This window comes from Wolbachia endosymbiont (group A) of Lasioglossum morio (assembly GCF_947250585.1).
GTDB classification, from domain to species: domain Bacteria; phylum Pseudomonadota; class Alphaproteobacteria; order Rickettsiales; family Anaplasmataceae; genus Wolbachia; species Wolbachia pipientis.
The window spans coordinates 386,952-408,059 of the sequence record NZ_OX366327.1 but is presented as its reverse complement, the minus strand read 5'-3'; the positions used below and the strand labels follow the sequence as shown (position 1 = coordinate 408,059).

Annotated in this window: 16 protein-coding genes and 8 pseudogenes; 17 read left to right on the top strand and 7 right to left on the bottom strand. The window is 36.1% G+C overall.

Features of this window, described 5'->3' with window-relative positions; genetic code table 11:
• Positions 1 to 53 precede the first annotated feature (53 nt).
• The gene (locus tag OOK89_RS01995; RefSeq protein WP_197907416.1) at positions 54 to 968 is read right to left on the bottom strand and encodes a DMT family transporter; all 915 of its coding nucleotides are present in this window, start codon (positions 966 to 968) and stop codon (positions 54 to 56) included.
• A 240-nt stretch (positions 969 to 1,208) separates the two neighbouring features.
• On the opposite strand from OOK89_RS01995, the pseudogene OOK89_RS01990 reads away from it, so the two are divergent.
• The 4 genes and pseudogenes from OOK89_RS01990 to OOK89_RS01975 all read left to right on the top strand — a co-directional run.
• Positions 1,209 to 1,364: pseudogene (locus OOK89_RS01990) on the top strand (patatin-like phospholipase family protein); the annotation flags it as partial.
• A gap of 111 nt (positions 1,365 to 1,475) precedes the next feature.
• Entirely contained in the window at positions 1,476 to 1,967 is a 492-nt protein-coding gene (locus OOK89_RS01985) for a hypothetical protein (RefSeq protein ID WP_264719150.1), read from the top strand.
• A gap of 189 nt (positions 1,968 to 2,156) precedes the next feature.
• Positions 2,157 to 2,966: an ankyrin repeat domain-containing protein gene (locus OOK89_RS01980; protein WP_015588895.1), complete on the top strand. Its 810-nt coding sequence runs from the start codon at positions 2,157 to 2,159 to the stop codon at positions 2,964 to 2,966.
• A gap of 12 nt (positions 2,967 to 2,978) precedes the next feature.
• Positions 2,979 to 3,323, top strand: coding sequence for a hypothetical protein (locus tag OOK89_RS01975; RefSeq protein WP_015588894.1), 345 nt, complete (start codon positions 2,979 to 2,981; stop codon positions 3,321 to 3,323).
• Between the two features lie 383 nt (positions 3,324 to 3,706).
• Here the strand turns inward: OOK89_RS01975 and OOK89_RS01970 are convergent, their stop codons facing one another.
• Positions 3,707 to 4,567 (bottom strand): helix-turn-helix domain-containing protein, encoded by an 861-nt coding sequence (locus tag OOK89_RS01970; RefSeq protein ID WP_264719148.1) that lies wholly within the window; start codon positions 4,565 to 4,567, stop codon positions 3,707 to 3,709.
• Between the two features lie 201 nt (positions 4,568 to 4,768).
• Here OOK89_RS01970 and OOK89_RS01965 point away from each other — a divergent pair.
• From OOK89_RS01965 to OOK89_RS01935, 7 genes and pseudogenes are all read left to right on the top strand, one after another.
• Positions 4,769 to 5,218: pseudogene (locus OOK89_RS01965) on the top strand (NAD-dependent DNA ligase LigA); the annotation flags it as partial.
• Between the two features lie 353 nt (positions 5,219 to 5,571).
• Complete coding sequence (locus tag OOK89_RS01960) at positions 5,572 to 5,730, top strand: hypothetical protein (RefSeq protein ID WP_264719146.1); 159 nt, start codon at positions 5,572 to 5,574, stop codon at positions 5,728 to 5,730.
• Between the two features lie 34 nt (positions 5,731 to 5,764).
• The gene (gene ltrA, locus OOK89_RS01955; RefSeq protein WP_264719144.1) at positions 5,765 to 7,015 is read left to right on the top strand and encodes a group II intron reverse transcriptase/maturase; all 1,251 of its coding nucleotides are present in this window, start codon (positions 5,765 to 5,767) and stop codon (positions 7,013 to 7,015) included.
• Between the two features lie 31 nt (positions 7,016 to 7,046).
• A pseudogene (locus OOK89_RS01950) lies at positions 7,047 to 7,778 on the top strand (NAD-dependent DNA ligase LigA); the annotation flags it as partial.
• 508 nt (positions 7,779 to 8,286) lie between these two features.
• The gene (locus OOK89_RS01945; protein WP_264719143.1) at positions 8,287 to 8,703 is read left to right on the top strand and encodes a reverse transcriptase N-terminal domain-containing protein; all 417 of its coding nucleotides are present in this window, start codon (positions 8,287 to 8,289) and stop codon (positions 8,701 to 8,703) included.
• On the top strand, positions 8,622 to 10,064 hold the full coding sequence (locus OOK89_RS01940) for a group II intron reverse transcriptase (RefSeq protein WP_264719301.1): 1,443 nt from the start codon (positions 8,622 to 8,624) through the stop codon (positions 10,062 to 10,064). The genes OOK89_RS01945 and OOK89_RS01940 overlap by 82 nt, the downstream gene beginning before the upstream one ends.
• 112 nt (positions 10,065 to 10,176) lie before the next feature.
• Positions 10,177 to 10,878, top strand: a complete 702-nt coding sequence (locus OOK89_RS01935) for a BRCT domain-containing protein (protein ID WP_264719192.1) — start codon at positions 10,177 to 10,179, stop codon at positions 10,876 to 10,878.
• Positions 10,879 to 10,890: 12 nt separating this feature from the next.
• On the opposite strand, the gene wmk is transcribed toward OOK89_RS01935, so the two are convergent.
• Both wmk and rnhA read right to left on the bottom strand, forming a co-directional pair.
• Entirely contained in the window at positions 10,891 to 11,880 is a 990-nt protein-coding gene (gene wmk, locus OOK89_RS01930; protein ID WP_264719191.1) for a WO male-killing family protein Wmk, read from the bottom strand.
• A 200-nt stretch (positions 11,881 to 12,080) separates the two neighbouring features.
• Positions 12,081 to 12,507, bottom strand: a pseudogene (gene rnhA / locus OOK89_RS01925) (ribonuclease HI); the annotation flags it as partial.
• Positions 12,508 to 12,932: 425 nt separating this feature from the next.
• On the opposite strand from rnhA, the gene OOK89_RS01920 reads away from it, so the two are divergent.
• The 5 genes and pseudogenes from OOK89_RS01920 (at position 12,933) to OOK89_RS01900 (ending at position 17,571) form a co-directional block, all read left to right on the top strand.
• Complete coding sequence (locus OOK89_RS01920; protein ID WP_264719190.1) at positions 12,933 to 13,844, top strand: Rpn family recombination-promoting nuclease/putative transposase; 912 nt, start codon at positions 12,933 to 12,935, stop codon at positions 13,842 to 13,844.
• Between the two features lie 109 nt (positions 13,845 to 13,953).
• A pseudogene (locus tag OOK89_RS01915) lies at positions 13,954 to 14,812 on the top strand (IS630 family transposase).
• Positions 14,813 to 14,902: 90 nt separating this feature from the next.
• Positions 14,903 to 15,735, top strand: a protein-coding gene (locus tag OOK89_RS01910) for an IS5 family transposase (RefSeq protein WP_264718686.1) whose coding sequence is annotated in 2 segments (ribosomal slippage) — positions 14,903 to 15,269 and positions 15,269 to 15,735 — 834 coding nt in all. Because the reading frame shifts where the segments join, the coding sequence is not laid out codon by codon here.
• Positions 15,736 to 15,820: 85 nt separating this feature from the next.
• A protein-coding gene (locus OOK89_RS01905; protein ID WP_264718686.1) for an IS5 family transposase occupies positions 15,821 to 16,653 on the top strand; the annotation gives its coding sequence in 2 pieces (ribosomal slippage) (positions 15,821 to 16,187 and positions 16,187 to 16,653; 834 coding nt in all).
• Positions 16,654 to 16,738: 85 nt separating this feature from the next.
• A protein-coding gene (locus OOK89_RS01900) for an IS5 family transposase (protein WP_264718686.1) occupies positions 16,739 to 17,571 on the top strand; the annotation gives its coding sequence in 2 pieces (ribosomal slippage) (positions 16,739 to 17,105 and positions 17,105 to 17,571; 834 coding nt in all).
• Positions 17,572 to 17,642: 71 nt separating this feature from the next.
• Here OOK89_RS01900 and OOK89_RS01895 read toward each other — a convergent pair.
• Both OOK89_RS01895 and OOK89_RS01890 read right to left on the bottom strand, forming a co-directional pair.
• Positions 17,643 to 18,786, bottom strand: a pseudogene (locus OOK89_RS01895) (transposase).
• Positions 18,787 to 18,961: 175 nt separating this feature from the next.
• Positions 18,962 to 19,274: pseudogene (locus OOK89_RS01890) on the bottom strand (IS66 family transposase); the annotation flags it as partial.
• Between the two features lie 224 nt (positions 19,275 to 19,498).
• Between OOK89_RS01890 and OOK89_RS01885 the strand changes: the two are divergent.
• A pseudogene (locus tag OOK89_RS01885) lies at positions 19,499 to 20,435 on the top strand (IS110 family RNA-guided transposase).
• Between the two features lie 212 nt (positions 20,436 to 20,647).
• Here OOK89_RS01885 and OOK89_RS01880 read toward each other — a convergent pair.
• Positions 20,648 to 20,815: a hypothetical protein gene (locus OOK89_RS01880; RefSeq protein ID WP_264719189.1), complete on the bottom strand. Its 168-nt coding sequence runs from the start codon at positions 20,813 to 20,815 to the stop codon at positions 20,648 to 20,650.
• Positions 20,816 to 21,108: the final 293 nt, after the last annotated feature.

Genomic DNA, 21,108 nt, shown 5'->3' with positions numbered 1-21,108 from the left:
CTTAAAAATATCCTAATGTAGCTCAACTGCTTAAACATTTAAAAAGAACATCATTAACAATTAGAGTCATAAATTTTTACTCTAGCGTTGCATACATTATTTTTCTTAATTACTTTACTTTCTGAATAAACTATAAACAAAGTCGATGGTATTAATATTAAAATACCATACAAAGCACTTTTATCAGGCAACTCATTAAACATAACATATGTTACTATTGCAGAAATTATTAGCTCTATGTATCTATATGGTGCAAGTGCAGTAGCATCTGCAAGAGTAAAAGCTTTTAATATGAAGAACAGAATTAGATTTGAATTAATTCCCAAAATCAGTAGTAATACTAATTCTAACAAGGAAGGCAAATGCCAATAAAACAGCAAAGGCACAGTGGAAAAAATAGTTGTTGTTAGAGCTGAATAAAATAACATACTTATTACTGACTCTTTTATTGCGAGTTTCTTATTAAGTATGTCTAATATAGCAAAGATTAATGTAGATACAATAAAAATAAAAATTTTAGGATTAAAGTCTTCACTATAAGCTTTGGTAGTAATAGCAATACCAACAAAGCCAATAACAGTTACTGACCATCTTTGCCAAATTATATTTTCATTTAGTAAAGGGATTGCAAGAAGTATAACAAATAATGGTATAGAAAAACTTATAATTGTTGCAGTTACTATGGGAAAAATAGCTAACCCATAGGTCCACAAGGTTATTCCAACAAATAACAATACTCCTCTAGTTATCTGAATAGATATTTGACTTGTTTTAAAAGCTTCTCTTCCATAGTAAAGCATAAAAGGTACAAGGGTAATAGTGCTAAATAAAAAGCGGAAAAAGATTACTTCAAAACTTTGGAGATGTAAACTTAGATATTTTGATATAGTATCATTAGCTACACTACTAAATAAACTAAGTATAAACCAGATAACTCCAAGTAAATAAGCTCTTAGTCTGTAATCCACAAAACTCCTAATTTAATATACAAACTTCCATGATGTGCTCATATAACTTCGCTGCAAAAAAGGTTGATAGCATACAGGCTCTCTTCTACTTACTGTTCTAACCATATTCACAAATTTTTGCTAAAAGTAGCATTAGAAGTATTATACAAGATATGTCTTTAATTGCGTAATTTTAATAGATTTAGAATAGAGATTATCTGAGCAGGGAGTTACTGACTGATTTTTTTGTAATATAAGATAAGAATGATAGACATTCAATCACAACTAAAAGTAGCATCAGCTGAGATGGATAATGTAACACCTAAAAATATTAAATGTCTGCAGCAGGAGGCAAATGCAATGATAGAGGACAACCAGGAATTAATAGATAAATTTTTGAAATGCCAAGCAAACTAAAGAAATAAAGCAAAGAAAGGTTTAAAAAACATAGTTTCGCCCAAAAAGCATACTAAGGGGCAAGAAGCTAAAATTTCAAACGATAAGCCAAAACCGCTCTCTGAAATTGTGGTGAAACCTAGCCTATGCTCGGAAGTAACCTCTAAAGTAAAAAAAGATAAAAAAGGAATAAAAGAAAAAATAAAAAGCTTAAAAACAAAGAAAGCAAAACTCGTAGAAAAAGAGCTGAAAAAGGGCAACGTGTTCAAAAAAGGCTTCAAAAAGCTAAAAGGGAAAATAAAAAAATTAAACCCAATAAAGGTTAAGAAAAACAAGATAATCGGGAGCAAGAAGTTAGCATTTTTACTAACATCTGCTACAATTGTGGCAATTTTACCAACATTCAGTTTAGCTCCTCTTCCAGCCTTAGCCATAACTTCTGCATGTGTTTTCAGTATTAACTTTATCGCAGTCAAGACACTAAAGAAATTTATTAAACAACGTAAATTAGCAGCAGAATCTAAAGAAGAGTCAACTCTACTAGCTAAGCCAGAAGAAGAAATTCAAGATGTGTCTATAAAACCAGTAAGTAAAGAAAATTCAGAGCAAATTTCTAAGGAATAGATTTCTACATTAATATACTACCTTAAATACTTTTCTATTTCTATTTAAATATTATTTATTCAATATAAAAGTAGTAGTAAAGCTAGTGGCTTCTTTGTAAAATACTAACTAAACGGGTATGCGAGTTAATAATTTAAAAACGTTTCTCGCTGCATACTCTAATACAAACACACTTTTTGTGGGGTTGCTATGACAGTAGAAAAGATTTTACAAAAGGCTGCAAAGGAAATTTATCACTTCAGACATCCTAGTATTTTTTCTTTATTAGTTAGTGCAGTTTTCAAATGGATCATAAATAGTAGATTGGGTGTTAGTTTTTTACATTTTGCTGCAGAAAAGAACTTTTATAATATCATTCGATTCCTTGTCAAACATGGTGCTAACGTTGATGCTGCAGATAGAGAAGGCAATACAGTACTACACGTTGCTTCCATATTTGGCTTTATCGAAATAGTACAAACTGTTGCAGCAAGGACTGAAAATATTAACGCCTATAATATTTACGGTAATACTCCTTTACATTTTTCAATAAAGTATAAGCAATTGTATGCTATGCAAAGGCTATTACGATATGGTGCAGACATTAATCGCCTAAATGGTCTAGGTGAGTCACCTCTTCATATAGCTGTAAAATGTGCTGATGGGGTAATGTTGGGGTTACTGATAAAGGGAGGCGCCTTTCTCGAAACTAAAAATGCAGAAGAAAGTACTCCTTTGCACCTTGCAGTTTCATTAAATAAGAAAGAGTATGTAGAGCTTTTATTGCGAAGCTGGGCAGATGTTAACGCAATTGGGAAAAGTGGTTGTACACCGCTGCATCTGGCTGTTATGAATGGCAATAAAGAAATTGTGGAATTATTGCTGAGTAAAAAAGCAAATGTTCATCTGAAATGTTTTTATAACTCTAAAGAAGGTTACACAGCACTAGAGAACGCTGTAGCGGATGAAAACGAAGAAATTACAGAATTATTTCTGCTTTACGGAATAACCTTAAAATAGCGGAGTGCAACAATGTCCTACGAGCAGATTTCTATATGTGGCATAATACTAATCATTGCTATTAAAATATTTTCCTTTTTTAGGAAACGAGCGTATAAAAGTCTTATCAGAAAGATGTCACTAAAAGAGCGTGAAGAGAAAATTGAACATAACCTTCAAGTTTATAAAGAAAATCTAAAAATAATTGGTGTTGCAAAACCGATAGGTAAATGGACAAAGATGGCTATCCTCAATAATGAATTGATGCAGCGGTTAGCACGATTGATACAGGAAGAAGGCGATGAGAAGGGATATTGGGAGCTATTTGTAAAAGCTCAGGCTTCAACTCAAGGCAAATATAAGGGAAGAGGGCGGTAGCTCCGAAAGTTTCCCATTGTTGTTGGCTTCCTGAATTACATCCATGTCATACAACTTGTTTCTCTTTCGCTGCTGAACCCTTTTTATTCTTTATGAACAGTTTTACAACAGCCAACATTTGTGCAGAGCCATTGCTACTGCATTCATTAGAATCAGCACCTTTTTTTTAGTAACGACTTTATTTTACCTAAATCTTTGCTTGAAACAGCCTTGTATAATTCGGGTTCACAAAATAACGTATCGCTCTATAGAGATACCTTTTATAACTCTTATTATTTTCTGTAGTTTTCTCACCTTCACCCTCCTTTAAATTTAAAACATGTAAAATTTTTGTTAAATATACAAATGTCCATAAAGATATACCTTTTCTATAAAAATAAGTTTTATTGATTCTGCTTCTCTTCGCTAATTTTTACTACCTCTGATAAAAATGAACTCAATAAATCCTGTAATCTTTGATCTTCAATTTTTTGACATTCTTTCATTATATTTAATATTTTCATTTCTCCTTCACTATCTTCATCTTCGTAATAATTTTCTTCTGTTGGTCCACAGAATAAAACTCTAGCATTCACTAATGCTTTTTCTGCTTCAGATAGCTTTTTAAATGACATGCAATCTACACCTTGTTCATATCTGTGTATTTGCTGTTGTGATAATCCGATTTTATTCGCTAACTCCAACTGAGTACATCCTCTTACGAACCTCCAATCTTTTGCCATTTGTCCAATTTTGTGCTTTATAGACTTTGTACCTATTATACTCTTGCCAATTTGAATTTCCCCTGACAAAAGTTTTACTAATACACAAAATGCACTGCGAAATTCTTGGTCCTTAATTTTTTTTAAATTTTGCAGTATACTCAGCATCTTTTCTTCCTTGTAATTAACATAACCTGTTGTAGGAAATATATCTTTAAAACTAGCCGATAATACTTTTAGCATCTTTTCTGCATTTTCAGGTGAAACAGCATCTATCCTTTGTTCATATCTTCGTATTTGTGACGTTGATATACCAGTTTCCTTTGCTAACTTCGCTTGAGAATATCCCCTTAATAACCTCAACTCTTTTATCTTTTGAACTACTTGGTAGCTTAAAGAGTCGATAGCAATTTTCTCTCTGGTAGTGGTCATTTTTTGCACAATTGCAGAACAAACATATAATACAGTATTATTGAGTTTGATTAAAGTTTTACTACTTCTGCCAAAACAATAGGCATAAACTTCAGGAAATTGATATCTCACAATGTAGCTAAGGCTAGAAGCGAGCAGAAATCTCTACTAATTAAATATTTTTCTATTTCTATTTAAATATTATATATTAAATATAAAAGCAGTAGCAAAGCTAGTGGCTTCTTTGTAAAGTACCAGCTAAACGAATACAACGGTCAATAATTTATTTACAATTGTCGCTATATACTGAAACAGTGGTTGAGGTAAATTATTATGAGTGAAAATGCATTACAAGAAGAAATAAAACGCTACAATGAGTTGTACTATCGGGAAAATATATCAGAAATAACCGATGCAGAGTACGATGAACTGGTAAAAAAAGTAGATATTCAAACCGTTGGTACTGCGCCTGATAGAAGATTTTTAGAGGTGGAACATATTGTACCAATGCTCTCGTTGGACAAGGCTCATGGACGAGATGAAGTTGAAGAGTTTCTTGCTAGGGTTAAAAAACTTCTGAATGTGCATGAGTTGGAGATAGTATGTGAGCCAAAAATTGATGGGGTGTCGTTTTCTGCGATTTATGAGGATGGAAGACTTGTTAAAGCTGCAACACGAGGTGACGGTTTTGTAGGAGAGGATGTTACTCACAATGCTGCAACAATAAAAGATTTTCCTAAAGTTTTACCTGATGTAAAGGGCAGATTGGAAGTTAGGGGCGAGGGTGTGCCGTAGAGACGCAAGGGATGTTCAGAAATGAGCAAACTGAGTGCTTAAGCTACGCAATAGATGAGGGTGGGCCCCTCGGAGCCGGTTTACAAGAGCAGGCTTCAAACAACCATAAGCTGCTTTGGTAAAGAGCCAAGGTGGTGAGCGTTATGGAAAAGGCACAGTTATGTGTCATGTATGAAATAGAGAGGTGAACGAAAGTGAACCACTGATGAAGTGTCGAAACTGATTTAAATGACGTCAAAACCAGGGGTCTTCTCTAACCTGGGATAAGTCTATCGGGAGCTTGTTTACTGGGTAGATGGCGTCCGGCATAAAGGTGGCACGAATCTATTTTGGGCTATTGTGTGGAACTACGGGAACCTGTCGTTTCGATGAAAAGGGAGAAATCCAAGGAGCTAAACTCCAAGGGTGAGAGTACCGATACGAAAAACAGGGGCGGATCAGTTCGTAGTAGTGAAGAAGTTTCTGTAACGGAAATGAAGCGAAGGGGCTGGGTTATTTAGTTTTAATTGTTTATCAACCGAAAGGGAGGAGTTAATGAATAAAACAAAGTCTTTTGATATACCGAAGCAACTTATTTGGAGAGCTTATAAACAAGTATCGAAAAATAAGGGTGCTGCTGGTGTGGATGAGGTTTCGATAATAAAGTTTGAGGAAAATCTAAAAGATAATCTATACAAACTATGGAATCGGATGTCATCTGGAAGTTATTTTCCAGAGCCGGTAAAAGCTGTTGCGATACCAAAAGATACAGGAGGGCAAAGAATTTTATGTGTTCCTTCAGTATTCGACAGGATAGGGCAAACGGCTGCTGCTATGTATCTGGAACCGCTAGTAGAACCAAAATTCCATGAGGATTCATATGGTTATAGACCAAATAAATCTGCACTGGATGCGGTAGGTACGGCGCGTGAAAGATGCTGGAGGTACGATTGGGTGGTAGATCTAGATATATCTGGATTTTTCGACAATTTGGACCACGATCTGGCATTGCAAGCTATCAAAAAGCACACAGACTGCAAATGGGTCATACTGTATGTTGAAAGATGGATGAAAGCTCCAATTCAGCAAGCAGATGGCAGTAAGGTAGTTAGGGAAAAAGGAGTTCCGCAAGGAGGTTCAGTTAGTCCAATCATCTCTAATATAGTCATGCATCATGTATTTGATGAGTGGATGAGACAAAATCACCCAACAAAACCATTTGAGAGATATGTAGATGATGCGATAGTGCATTGCAAAACTAAGAAGCAAGCAGAATTTATGCGAGACATAATTGGAAAAAGACTGGCCAAGTATAAGCTAAAGCTACATCCAGAAAAGACACGAATAGTGTATTGTAAGGATAATAGAAGGAAAGGTGAATATGCTTTACAAAGTTTTGACTTGCTAGGTTATACATTCAGGCCTAGGATGGCAAAGAACAGTAAAGTAGGGGATTATTTCCTCTCGTTCATACCTGCAGTTAGTAATAAGGCCAAGAAGAAGATTAGTCAAACCATAAGGTCATGGAAAATACACAGACAAACATCTACAACTTTGGAGGAGATATCAAAGAAAGTGAACCCTATAGTCAGAGGCTGGTATCAGTACTACGGTAGGTTTTACAAGAAAGAGATATGCAAACCTCTGAGGAACATAGAGCGGCATCTAGAAAAGTGGATCAGAGCAAAGTATAAGAAGCTTCGAAATCATGGAAGACTAGCAAGGCAACTTCTAGGAAAAATGAGGAAAGAAGGGCCAAATACTTTTTATCACTGGACATTAGGTGTGGGTCAAAAGACTGAATAATGGGAGCTGTGTGAGTTGAGAGGCTCATGCACAGTTCTGCGAGGGACTGGCGGGGAAGGTCCGCTGGTCTACTCTCCTATATATAAGAAATGATGATTTTTTTAAATTAAATAAGGATAATCAATTTTCAAATCCACGCAACACAGCGTCAGGTTCATTAAGGCAATTGGACCCAGAAGTTACCGCTAGGAGACCGCTGAAATATTTTGCTTATTCTTTGATTGGCGGTACAGAAAAGACTCAATTTGAAGTATTAAATAGACTGAAAGAACTTGGCTTTTGTGTTAATGAATATAAATTTTTAGCAAACAATGTAGGCGAAATGTTGGAGTTCTATGATCGAATCTATAGTAATCGTCATAATTTAGGCTATGATATCGATGGCGTAGTCTACAAGGTTAATGATTTGAAATTACATGATAGATTAGGAAATACTAACAAGGCACCACGTGGATCTACAGCACACAAACTTCCTGCAGCTCAAGGAAAAACCAAGATAAAGAAGATATCAGTACAAGTAGGCAGAACCGGTGTGCTGACACCAATTGCAGAATTAGTTCCGATAAATATAGGAGGGGTTCTCATTACTAGGGCAAATCTGTATAATAAAGATGAAATTAAGCGCAAAGACATAAGGGAAGGTGATATCGTAGTAGTAGAACGAGCTGGAGATGTTATTTCCCGCATTGTAGAAGTGGATAAAAAGTCTCGTTCTCGGAATACACCAAAGTTTATATTTCCTGATACTTGCCCGGAATGCGGAGTGCGATCCGATGTTGCGGTTTTTGTGATGGTTAAATTCCATCTTCCCCAGACATCAGGGATAATGTATGTCTCACATTTCAGAGAGTGGCAACCTTTGAGATGCAAGCATGAGGCAAAAGCGGGTAATGTTAAACCTTATGGCAAATCCCCGCAAACAGAGTTAGATATGATTACGAGAGAAACCTATGTCAGAATTGTCGTCACTGGGAATATGCGAAAAGAGGTTGAATACGCATAAACCAAAAGGTATGAAGCAAATGAGGAATTAAGATTTCCGCAGCTTAATTATAGATGTTCTCAGCTTCCGGCAAATAGTAGGAATCTAAGTCTAACGTGAAACAAAAACCGTGGAACGGAGTAACCACATGAATGTTCTTATATTCAATTGAATATAAGTAGGTAGCCAGCCATAAGCACTCATGTTGGAGGGATTGTCCAAGAAGCAAACGCCTAGAGTAATGTCTAGGATATGCAGACGTGGACACTGTAGTTTGGAAGGTAAAGTTGTGAATAGTAGTGAATATGTTATGAGCCAACAAAATGTTAGGTATGAATGGAATGAAACACCCTGGCGTAAGCTGGAAAAATCTTCATTTAAGCTACAAAAACGAATTTACCGAGCTTCTAAATGTAATGATATCAAGAAGATGCATAAACTTCAGAGATTATTACTAAAATCAACAAGTGCAAGAATGCTCGCTGTGAGAAGGGTAACTCAGGACAACAGAGGGAAAAAGACTGCAGGTATTGATGGAAAAGCGAATCTTAATCAGAAAGAAAGGTTGCAATTAGCATGTTCTTTAGATATAAAAGAAAAGCAAAACCATCAAGACGGGTCTGGATCCCAAAACCTGGTAAGCCATCGGAATGTCGTCCCCTTGGTATTCCCACTATATCGTGTCGAGCAAAACAAACACTTGTAAAAATGGCGCTAGAACCTGAATGGGAGGCAAAATTTGAGCCGAACACTTATGGTTTTAGGTGTGGTAGATCCTGTCATGATGCTATAAAGGCCATATTTTATGCGCTTTGTAAGAAATCCGCATTTATTTTAGATGCAGATATTTCTGGATGTTTTGATAATATAAATCATCGCGCTCTGTTGGACAAACTTAATACCACTCCAACCCTTAAGAGAACTATAAAAAAGTGGTTAAGAGCAGGTGTGATGGAAAATGGAACTTTCCAACCAACCAAAAGCGGTACAATTCAAGGAGGGACTATTTCTCCTATATTGGCTTGTATAGCATTAAATGGGTTAGAAAGTCATATTAAAAAAGCATTAGCATGTGAACTTTTTCAATACGTAAAAAGGAAATACGGCAGCAAGGCATCACATACAGTAGCACAACAATCAATAAGTGTAATTGTTTACGCTGATGATTTTGTTGTCATACACGAGAGTGAAGAGATTATACTTAAGGCTAAAGAGCTAATCGAAAGTTGGTTAAAAACTGTTGGACTAGAGTTAAAGCCTTCAAAAACAAGAATTTCACACACTCTCAAGTTTTCTAATGGACAGAAACCAGGTTTCGATTTTCTTGGATTTACAATACGACAATATCCAGTAAAAAATAAGAAAGGTTACAAGTTGTTAATCAAACCAAGTCGCAATTCTGTTAAACAGCACACACTGGTTATTAAACATAAGTTAAGGAAAATGCGAGGCGAATCGCAAGAAGCTGTAATAAGCAACATTAATCCAATTGTTAGAGGATGGTGTCAGTATTACACTTCGGTAGTCTCAAATAAAACCTTTCACTTAATGGATATGATCATGTACACCCAACTTTGGAGATGGGCAAAATTTAAACACCCAAACAAAGGAGGACACTGGATTAAGAGGAAATACTTTAAAAAGTATGGTAATGACAATTGGAGATTCATGACGAGTAACGAAATACATATTAGAAAACACGGAGATCATGTCATTAGACGGCATATCAAAGTGAAAGGAACCAGATCTCCTTATGATGGGGACTGGCCATACTGGGGAAGTCGTTTAAGTACAATTCCAGGAAAATCGCCACAAGTAATAAGATTACTGAAGATACAGCAAGGCAAATGTAATTATTGTCACCTATGGTTTAAATTTGATGACCTAGCACATGTGCATCATCAGGACCACAATAGATTCAATAATAACATTAAGAATTTGTCCTTGCTGCACAAGCATTGCCATGACCAGTTACATAGAAGTTTGCGTGACAAGCACCGAATTACAGGGAAGCCGGATGATGGGAAACTATCAAGTCCGGTTTTGAAGTCGAGCGGGGAGAGGTGACTTTCCTCGCTTAGATAACAGTGCAGTAGATATATTTGAAGATGAAGCTACAGCTAGATGTTCCGAAGAAAACGGTTGCCAAGCACAGCGAATAGGAAAGTTAAAATATTTTGTGGAAGTTCTTGACATTAAAGGTTTTGGCAGTAACCAAGTGGAGTTCCTTTATGACCTTGGTTTGATAAGGAAAATATCTGATATTTTTGCTCTCGAAGAAAAACTAAAAAATTTCAACTTAAGTGAACAAAGGGGTGGGATCATATTTAATTTATTGCACTCTATCAACAGCAAAAGAACTGTAACGCTTGAAAAGTTTATAACTTCTTTGGGAATTAGACTTGTAGGACCGCGTGCAGCAAAAATACAAGCTAATCATTACAAATCTTATGATGGTTGGTATGAAGTTATGGCTCAATTACCTTATGATAGAGAAGCTCCTGATAAATTAATGATAATAGGCGTAGGCGAAGAGACCATAACTTCCTTGGAGGAATTTTTCTCTGATGAGGACAATGCTGAAATGGTAAAGAATCTTGCTTCTCAACTAAAGATTGAGCCTGTAAGTGCTAATGTTAGTAATTCCATTTTTAATGGCAAAACAGTAGTTTTTACTGGAAAACTTTCAAAAATGGAGAGAAATGAAGCGCAAGCAGAGGCAGAATCTTTAGGAGGAATTGTGAATTCAAGTGTATCAAATAAAACGGACTTCTTGGTTGTCGGCGAAAAACCTGGGTCAAAGCTCGAAAAGGCTAAAAAGCTAGGTGTGAAAATTTTAACTGAAGAAGAGTTTAATAAATTAATCCTGGGAGAAGAATAACGCCTTCTGTCTTTAATTTCTCTCAGGTTGCGTTATTTCCTCTGCAGGTAAGCCAGTTATCGAAGAAATAGCATCAACAGAAACACCTAGTATAAGTAGATTATTCGCAACCTTGATTGACTCTACTTTATCAATCTTTTCTTTGTAAATTTGCCTTCTTTGGGATAAAAATTCTACCCATATACCCAGTTCATCTAGTGATTCTTGATCGTCAATTTTTTGACACTCTCTCGCCAAACTTAATCGCTCATTTTCTCCTTCACTATCTTCATAATAATCTTCTTTCGTTGGTTTAGTTATAAGATCGTCAACATCCTTTGATAATTCTACTGCTATTCCCCATAACGTTTCACCTAAAATGATAACGTTCCCTTGTTCACAGTTGTGTATTTTCGAACGTGACACACCGAGCTTTTCTGCTAAATATTCTTGAGCATATCCTTGTACTATCCTCCAATTTTTTATCTCTTCTCCTTCGTTTTGACGCTTAGGTATTTTTTTCTCTTTGTCGTCGTATTCATCAACTAATAAACCAGTCGCTTGGTAGATAATGTCAATAGAAAACCCTGCTTTAAGTAGATTTTGTGCTATTCTTACCCTTGCCTCTTTTGCATTACTTTCCTTCTGAGCTCGGACAGATTGGGTCAATGCATAAATTGCCTTGCGTGATTCTCGCGTTCTTGTTTGTGCCGTGAGATTGTATATTGCTTGTTCCTTGGCTTTATCAAAACAACAGTTTTCTCTTAGTACTTTTCGTCTAGGAAATAGAGTTCCAGCCTTAGTTGAGAATGCGTCCGCTAGTCTTTTTATGTCTTTAGTTGGAATACCTTGTACCCCTTGTTCATATTTTAGCAGCGTGTAATATTTTATGCCTGTTTTATCTGCTAAAGCTTTCAGGGTATATCCTCGCTTTAGCCTCCAGCTTCTTATCTTTTGCGCTATTTTATATCTTGTAGCGTTAGTATGCTTTATACGGCTACTATTAATGTTACTAGCGGTCACTCTTTTTCACACGATTTCAAAACAAACTAACTCTCAGATGCCTGTTGAAAACTAGTATATTCAATGCCTATGCTGTGACAAGCTAAAATGGCACAGGTAACTTATGTTGCTACGGTCTTTAATCTACGTAACTTGGAGTTTCTTCTCTTTTTTAGTGGTTTCTCAATCTCATAACTTCTGTATTTCAGCTTTTTAGTTTCTTTTCTAGCCAGTCTATCCGCCTCCTCGTTTACCATTGTGAGCTCTAACCCACTTCCAACTAACGTCATGCTGTAAGGCAACTTCATCTAGCTCTTTCCATAATTCCATGTTTTTTACTGGGCTTTTATTTGCCGTCCTCCAACCGTTTATCTTCCATTTGTTGATCCATTCTGTTATACCTTGTTTGATATAAAGGCTATCAGTATGTAAAACCACTTTACAAGAAACTTTTAACATCTTGAGACCATTAATTACAGCTTTTAACTCCATCTTGTTGTTTGTTGTGTTTTCTTCACCTCCAGAAATACGTTTCTTGATAAAGACACTTTTATTTTCATACATAACTACAGCAGCCCAGCCTCCTGGACCAGGGTTTCCAGAACACGCTCCATCCGTATATATTGTAACCTTCTTTTTTTCGCCCATGCTAACAGGATATATTTTTAACTTACAATTTGCTACTGAAAATATTGACATTAAGTTTCAAGATCTTTATCATGTAAAGGTGTGGGAGGCTAATAAACCTGTCCTCACGATGTTAGGTAAATCGTAATTGAGTTTTTACGCTCGTATTTTTATTAGGAAATTGGCCTCTCACACCAAAAAGCGTATCTTTGATGTCTCCTACAGCTCCAAATTCATGACATCCATTTGCTGGCCTTTTTAGGCGCTTTACAGAAGGGTTGATAAAAGATGTATAAAAGGACGTCTAAGGTGCGTAGTAGCATTCTAGGATCATCTATGAAGGTCGTTTTTTTCATCGACACTCTTGAATCTTACCTAAAAATAAAAACGTTGAATATTTCTTCAGAATTGTGTATAATTATTAATGCTTTTTAGGTTGATTTCTCATGGCTCTTTCTAAATTTCTTGATGCGCGCAATGACTACGCCTTTAAAAGAATATTTGGCTCTGAAAAGAATAAAGATATCCTCATTCATTTCCTGAACGATATTTTAGGCTTTACTGGCTTAGCTGCAATTCAGGACGTAGAATTTTTAGCTACTATTATGGACCCTGAGATTGCCGCTAAAAAGCAGAGTATTGTCGATGTTCTTTGTAAGGACTCTCAAGGCTCCAGGTACATAATAGAGATGCAGTTCACTAAAACCAAAGGCTTTGAAAAGCGTGCTCAGTATTATGCTGCTAAAGCCTACTCAAGTCAAGCTGACCAGGGAGATGAATATCATAACCTCAAAGAAATTATCTTTATTGCTGTTGCTGATTGTATTATTTTTCCAAACAAGACTGAGTACAGGTCAAATCATACTATTCGGGATGAGAATACCAATGAACATGACTTAAAGGATTTCTATTTCGTATTCATTGAACTACCAAAATTTACAAAGACGAAAGAAGACCAACTAGAAAATATAGTTGAAAAGTGGTGTTATTTTTTTCGATATGCAGCAGAAACAAGGGAAGAGGATCTAGATAAAATAGTTGGTAGTGACGTAATAATAAAACGAGCTTATGAAGAGATGAATAAGTTTAATTGGTCGGAAGAAGAATTACTAGCATATGAGCAAAGGAAAAAACGTCTAATGGATGAGATAGCTGCTTTCGCTCAAAAATTTGATGAAGGTGTTAAGGTTGGGGAAGAAAAAGGCATCCTAATCGGACATGAAAAAGGCAGAGAAGAGGGCGAAAAACAGGCTAAAATAGCAGTGGCAAAGAATTCACTTAAGGCAGGTGTCTCCATTGATATTATAGCTGAAATTACCGGCCTTTCTTTAGATGAAATTCAAAAATTAGGGAACTAAATAATCATAAATCTCTAACTTTGTTTATCTCCGTAAGAGGCATATTATAGCTCTTTCCACAGAAGTCCGGATATGATAAGATAAGGATAGATGGCGATAAGGAGGTTGGATGCCGGCAGCATATAGTTATGATTTAAGAAAAAAAGCAATGGAAGCACTAGACGAAGGGGAAAGCAGAGAAGCAGTGGCAGCAAGATTTAAAATTGGACGAACTACTTTGTGGGAGTGGCAGCAAAGAAAAAAAGAAACAGGCGACTTTCAGTCAAAAAACTCGGTAATGGAGGTTACAATCAGAAAATTATCGACTGGAATAAGTTTATCGAATTTGCTAAAAAACACGGTAGAAAAACTCTGTCGGAAATGGCTAAACTTTGGGGCAACGTTAGTATCCAAACGATCCACCGAGCTCTCAGAAAAATTGGATTTACGCGCAAAAAAAGACATATGGATACAAGGAAAGGAACGAAGAAAAACGTGCTGAATTCTTAAAAATTATAGCAACAAAAGAACCAGAAAACTTAGTGTATATAGATGAGTCTGGGATTGATAACACGGAGGACTATCCATATGGGTATTGCCAGAAAGGACAGCGATTTTATGCCCTAAAATCTGGAAAAAAAACTCAACGAATCAGCATGGTTGCAGCCTTAAGTAGAAGAAAGATAGTTGCTCCATTAACATTTGAAGGCCACTGTAATATGGATATTTTTAATGGATGGTTTGAGCAATTTTTGGCACCGATCTTAGAACCTGGACAAACTGTCATTCTTGATAATGCTACTTTTCATAAGTCTGATAAGCTTATCAAGCTCGCTAAAGGAGTCGGTGCAGAAATTTTGTATCTGCCGCCTTATTCTCCAGATTTTAACAAAATTGAGCATCATTGGTTTGCTATAAAAAACAGAGCCAGGAAAAACATTCCTCTATTCGAATCCTTTCGTCGTGCTGTTGATTCTGCCTTCCTATGACCTATTCGGACTATTATGAGAAATGCTATAAGAGGTTGTCCACAAACCAAGGAATACGTAGTATATAAAGAAAGAATATTGAGGTAAGAGATGAGGAAAAAATATCCAACAGATTTAAGTAAAAGGGAGTGGGCAAGAATAGAAAAACACTTCAGAGTATCGTACAAGAAAGGAGGAAGGCCACCAAAATACAGTAAGTGTGAGATAGTAAATGCAATTCTTTATATACTGCGCACAGGATGTCAATGGCGCTATTTACCACACGATTTTCCGCCGTGGAAGGCTGTGCATGAACAGTTTAGAAGATGGAAAAAGCAGGGAATTTTTGAGAAAATGAACTATGATATCACTAAATATAGTAGGTCAAAAATGGGAAGAAATGAGGAGCCGAGCGCATGCATAGTGGACAGTCAATCGGTAAAAACCACGGAAAAAGGGGGGTCAAAGGTTATGATGGTGCGAAAAAGGTAAAGGGGAGAAAAAGACATATAATCACAGATACTCAAGGATTTGTGCTTGGTTGCTATGTAGGAGCTGCAAGCGAAAATGACAGAGATGGGGTGAAGATGGCATTGGACAATATGAAGGAAAAATACAGCAATATTAAGAAAATGTGGGCTGATATGGGATACCAAGGAAAAGATTTAAAGGATTACGTAAAGAGAGAATATGGGATAGATATTGAAATTGTCAAAAGGCCTCCATGTAGGTTTTGGGTGCATAAAGATACACCACTAGAACTATTGCCACAACGGGATCCTGGATTTTCAGTACAGCCGAGAAGGTGGGTGGTAGAGAGGACTTTTGCTTGGATCAATAGAAATAGAAGGCTATCAAAGGAGTACGATTTACTTACAACATCTACTGAAAGTTTCATATATCTGGCTATGAGTAAAGTTATGTTAAGTAGGGAATATGCTTGATTTACTGGTTTGTGGACAACCTCTAAGAGGTTGTCCACAAACCAAGGAATACGTAGTATATAAAGAAAGAATATTGAGGTAAGAGATGAGGAAAAAATATCCAACAGATTTAAGTAAAAGGGAGTGGGCAAGAATAGAAAAACACTTCAGAGTATCGTACAAGAAAGGAGGAAGGCCACCAAAATACAGTAAGTGTGAGATAGTAAATGCAATTCTTTATATACTGCGCACAGGATGTCAATGGCGCTATTTACCACACGATTTTCCGCCGTGGAAGGCTGTGCATGAACAGTTTAGAAGATGGAAAAAGCAGGGAATTTTTGAGAAAATGAACTATGATATCACTAAATATAGTAGGTCAAAAATGGGAAGAAATGAGGAGCCGAGCGCATGCATAGTGGACAGTCAATCGGTAAAAACCACGGAAAAAGGGGGGTCAAAGGTTATGATGGTGCGAAAAAGGTAAAGGGGAGAAAAAGACATATAATCACAGATACTCAAGGATTTGTGCTTGGTTGCTATGTAGGAGCTGCAAGCGAAAATGACAGAGATGGGGTGAAGATGGCATTGGACAATATGAAGGAAAAATACAGCAATATTAAGAAAATGTGGGCTGATATGGGATACCAAGGAAAAGATTTAAAGGATTACGTAAAGAGAGAATATGGGATAGATATTGAAATTGTCAAAAGGCCTCCATGTAGGTTTTGGGTGCATAAAGATACACCACTAGAACTATTGCCACAACGGGATCCTGGATTTTCAGTACAGCCGAGAAGGTGGGTGGTAGAGAGGACTTTTGCTTGGATCAATAGAAATAGAAGGCTATCAAAGGAGTACGATTTACTTACAACATCTACTGAAAGTTTCATATATCTGGCTATGAGTAAAGTTATGTTAAGTAGGGAATATGCTTGATTTACTGGTTTGTGGACAACCTCTAAGAGGTTGTCCACAAACCAAGGAATACGTAGTATATAAAGAAAGAATATTGAGGTAAGAGATGAGGAAAAAATATCCAACAGATTTAAGTAAAAGGGAGTGGGCAAGAATAGAAAAACACTTCAGAGTATCGTACAAGAAAGGAGGAAGGCCACCAAAATACAGTAAGTGTGAGATAGTAAATGCAATTCTTTATATACTGCGCACAGGATGTCAATGGCGCTATTTACCACACGATTTTCCGCCGTGGAAGGCTGTGCATGAACAGTTTAGAAGATGGAAAAAGCAGGGAATTTTTGAGAAAATGAACTATGATATCACTAAATATAGTAGGTCAAAAATGGGAAGAAATGAGGAGCCGAGCGCATGCATAGTGGACAGTCAATCGGTAAAAACCACGGAAAAAGGGGGGTCAAAGGTTATGATGGTGCGAAAAAGGTAAAGGGGAGAAAAAGACATATAATCACAGATACTCAAGGATTTGTGCTTGGTTGCTATGTAGGAGCTGCAAGCGAAAATGACAGAGATGGGGTGAAGATGGCATTGGACAATATGAAGGAAAAATACAGCAATATTAAGAAAATGTGGGCTGATATGGGATACCAAGGAAAAGATTTAAAGGATTACGTAAAGAGAGAATATGGGATAGATATTGAAATTGTCAAAAGGCCTCCATGTAGGTTTTGGGTGCATAAAGATACACCACTAGAACTATTGCCACAACGGGATCCTGGATTTTCAGTACAGCCGAGAAGGTGGGTGGTAGAGAGGACTTTTGCTTGGATCAATAGAAATAGAAGGCTATCAAAGGAGTACGATTTACTTACAACATCTACTGAAAGTTTCATATATCTGGCTATGAGTAAAGTTATGTTAAGTAGGGAATATGCTTGATTTACTGGTTTGTGGACAACCTCTAACTATTTGTATCCGTTCAGGCAATGGCGTCAACTTAAGAACTTTCATTAGCAAACTCTCCTAAAGACATGATGGCGTTTAGGCTTATCTACTTTATTGCGGCTGTCCCGGTCGGATTTTAACTTTAGCGCGTATACTTAAAAAGGGCTTGAAAGTTTTTTGGCGCAATAAGTACCTGATAGAGTTTCTGCCTCATTACACCAAATAAAATTGAAAAATTTAAACGATACTCAGTAATTTGATCTGGGTTCCAAGGCCATTGTGCATCACACATATGAAGCGATAATATATTGCACATGACCAAGTTTGCCCAAAATTCTTGTAATACAGCCTCTCCAGAAAAATTCTCTAACTCTGCTCCTACTTTGAGTCGTTTCCTCTATGTGCCACCTTAACACATAAGCTTTGCTCCAAAGTCTCGGTCAAAAACTCTGTTTCTCAGTTGGCTAATGTCAGCACTATAACTCTTACTTTCTGTCCTTTCATTTTATTTTTTAGCTTTTCATTTTCTAATATAAAATCAAAATCTAATTCGCCAGCGTTCCCATAGCTTACTATAATTTCTTTTTTGCAAGCGAAAAATAAAATCTACTTCCAAATCATAATGCTGCTGAATGAATTTTACTGAAGACGATCATAGATAAATAATAATTTCTCTTGATTTAATAAACGCATTTGAGTGATAACTTCGGGTAATTGCTCTGCCGCCAACGTTTGTTCACCTATATTCCAAGCTGCAAGACGAGCACTGCAAATCAATGAAGTACACAAATCAACAAACAAATTGCCAATGGTGCCTGTTGTTCCATTTGGTTCAAACTCGGATACAATTTCCCCAGAGCTGGGTAATCTCATACCAGAACCATCTGCTGCAATAAGTCTATAGCCTCTCCAACTCAGGTTCATCCTGATAGGCTGTTTGGATGCTTAAATTCTTGAAAGCCTGTATGGCAAATCTTATATCTTGCTTTAGAAAAAGCTTGCTTTGAGGGTACATGTCAATGGCTCCATAAGTTCACATTCTATTCCCAAACTTTTTTTAACTAACTTTAAAATCATAGAAAATACTGTCGTAAAAGGGAGTTTTCTTGTTCGCGTGAAACTGTTCTTTCCAACACAATGGATTCTCTGAAAAGCTTTCGAGTATATTATATTTTTAATTTGTAGAATAAAATTTTTTCCTTTTTGCATGTTTCACCTAAAAAGGACACATTTTAGACTTCTTTGTTGAAATAAAACAGAAACAAAAGTGCTGTTTATTGCACTCTTTGGATAATTTAATGATAAAAAATTTAGAGATAAATTTTATACACAATCACTGATATTTTCCCTTAAGTTGACGCCATTGTCCGTTCAGGAGAGTGGTTTAAGAAACAATAGATAGGAGATTTTGGAAATGAAATTATCCGCTCAAGGAATGTATTTCCCCGCTTTGATTGTGTAAAATATGAATTTTTGTGATAAACGACATAATGCCGAATTTGCCGTTCAGCGTGGTTATTTGTCAGCAGAATATTTTCTGGGTCATCTAAAAATTTCCACATCATTCTTTCAGATTTCACAATATTTCTTGCAACTCGAGAGGCTTCTATTGCTTCAGATAGGCGAAATATCTCCTTCAAGTAATACCTTGTACGTTTTCGCAACTTTCTGGCACGTCTGGTAAATCTAAAAACATTGTAAGTTAAAAATGTGTTATAAAAGAAACAAGAGGGAAGATAACCCTACTCACTATAGGAATAGGGCTATCATGGGCGTGTGCGACCGACAAAACATTGGTATTACAACCGTATAGATCAAGGTACACTAGCCCCATCTCTCGATACGTTTGAATAGTTGCATGGGACATATGTATGCACCCGTTTACAATCTTAAATTAATTAAACTATCGAGGTTATTTATTATGATTACATCTTATCAAAATTTCATTGGAATTGATATCGGAAAATTTAAAAATGTTGCTGCAGCTCACAACCAAAGGAGCACTATCAAGTTTGACAATGATGCTACTGGTTGGCAACAGTTGTTTCAAAATTTTTCAGATATCCTACCTAATTCTCTAGTAACTTTAGAAAACACTGGAAAATATGAGCTTGGCTTAGCACATTTTCTTGTTGATAAGAATGTTGCTGTACATCGAGCTAATACTCGCAAAGTAAAAAGCTTTGTCATATCTCATGGAACTTTAGCAAAGTCTAGATGCAAGAGCTCTTGCTCAATATGAATATGAATGCTATAGTACTCTATCTCTATTTGTACCTATGTCAAAAGAACAAACAGCCTTAGTTGCACTTTGTCAACGACGTGATGACATTACACAAATGAGAGTTCAAGAGAAATGTAGACTGAAAACACCTGAAAACGAGCATATAAAGGAAAGTTGCCAAAAAACCATTGACTTTTTTAACGGTCAGATAAATGAGATCAATAATGCCATACAAAAAATCATTGATGAAAATCTAGAGTTACAAAAGCGCCAAAAAATACTTAGAACGGTACCGGGAATAGGTATCAAGTTATCTCAAGATTTTATATGCCTTATGCCAGAACTTGGCTACCTAAACAAAAAAGAAGTCGCAAGTCTTGCTGGAGTTGCCCCGCATCCAAAAGAAAGTGGAAAATCTATTGGTTACAGAAGTATAACAGGTGGTAGAAGTAGTGTCCGTAAAAAGCTTTTTACAGCCTCCATGGCTGCTGCAAGATCTAAATCTGCACTTGGTGCTTTTTACTCTGATCTCATTGGTAGAGGTAAAAAGAAAATGGTAGCTATAACGGCTCTAATGCGAAAAATCATAGTAATTGCAAATGCAAGACTTAAGGAAGCAATTAATATGAAATAAAAAAAACTGCATAGAAAGTAGGTTAATGAATATGTGCGCCTACACAAACTTAAAGCACATATTCATTAACCATAAAACCTAAGTAGTGGTAGCTGTTTGACATAAATTCCTTTCTGTATAAACTAGGGCTTTTACTGCCAAAAATACATTTTTCAATTGAACAAGAATACAAAATTATAAATAAGAGTTGTAATAAGACTAGATTCAAAAAATTAAAAAAAACATAGTTGATCTATTAATGATTGCTCAGCTTTTTGAACTATATCAGAATCTTTACTTACTTTACCTTTAGCTCCTTTGGCAGGTGTTTTGGAAGACCTTTCCTTGACAAACTTAGATTTCTTATCTTCCTTGATAGAAGAAGAGGAAGCACTTTGCATAGTTACCCCAACTATAAATGAAAAAATATTGCAATTGATACATCACTAATATACCATAAAAAATTAGTAGTTTAGTATACTTTAACTCCATATTCAAACCTTGTCAATTCCCTATCTTTTTTTTAGACTTAGAGATCAAAGGCCCTCAACAGGAGAGGTATAGAATCTTTTTTAAATTCTGTTTCTATTTGCCTTAATTTTTTTTCTTAAACAAACCATTGTTAATTTACTAACAACTATTACTAAAAACTTAAATAATCTAACTATTTCCAGTGCCCAAAACTAGCTGTTGT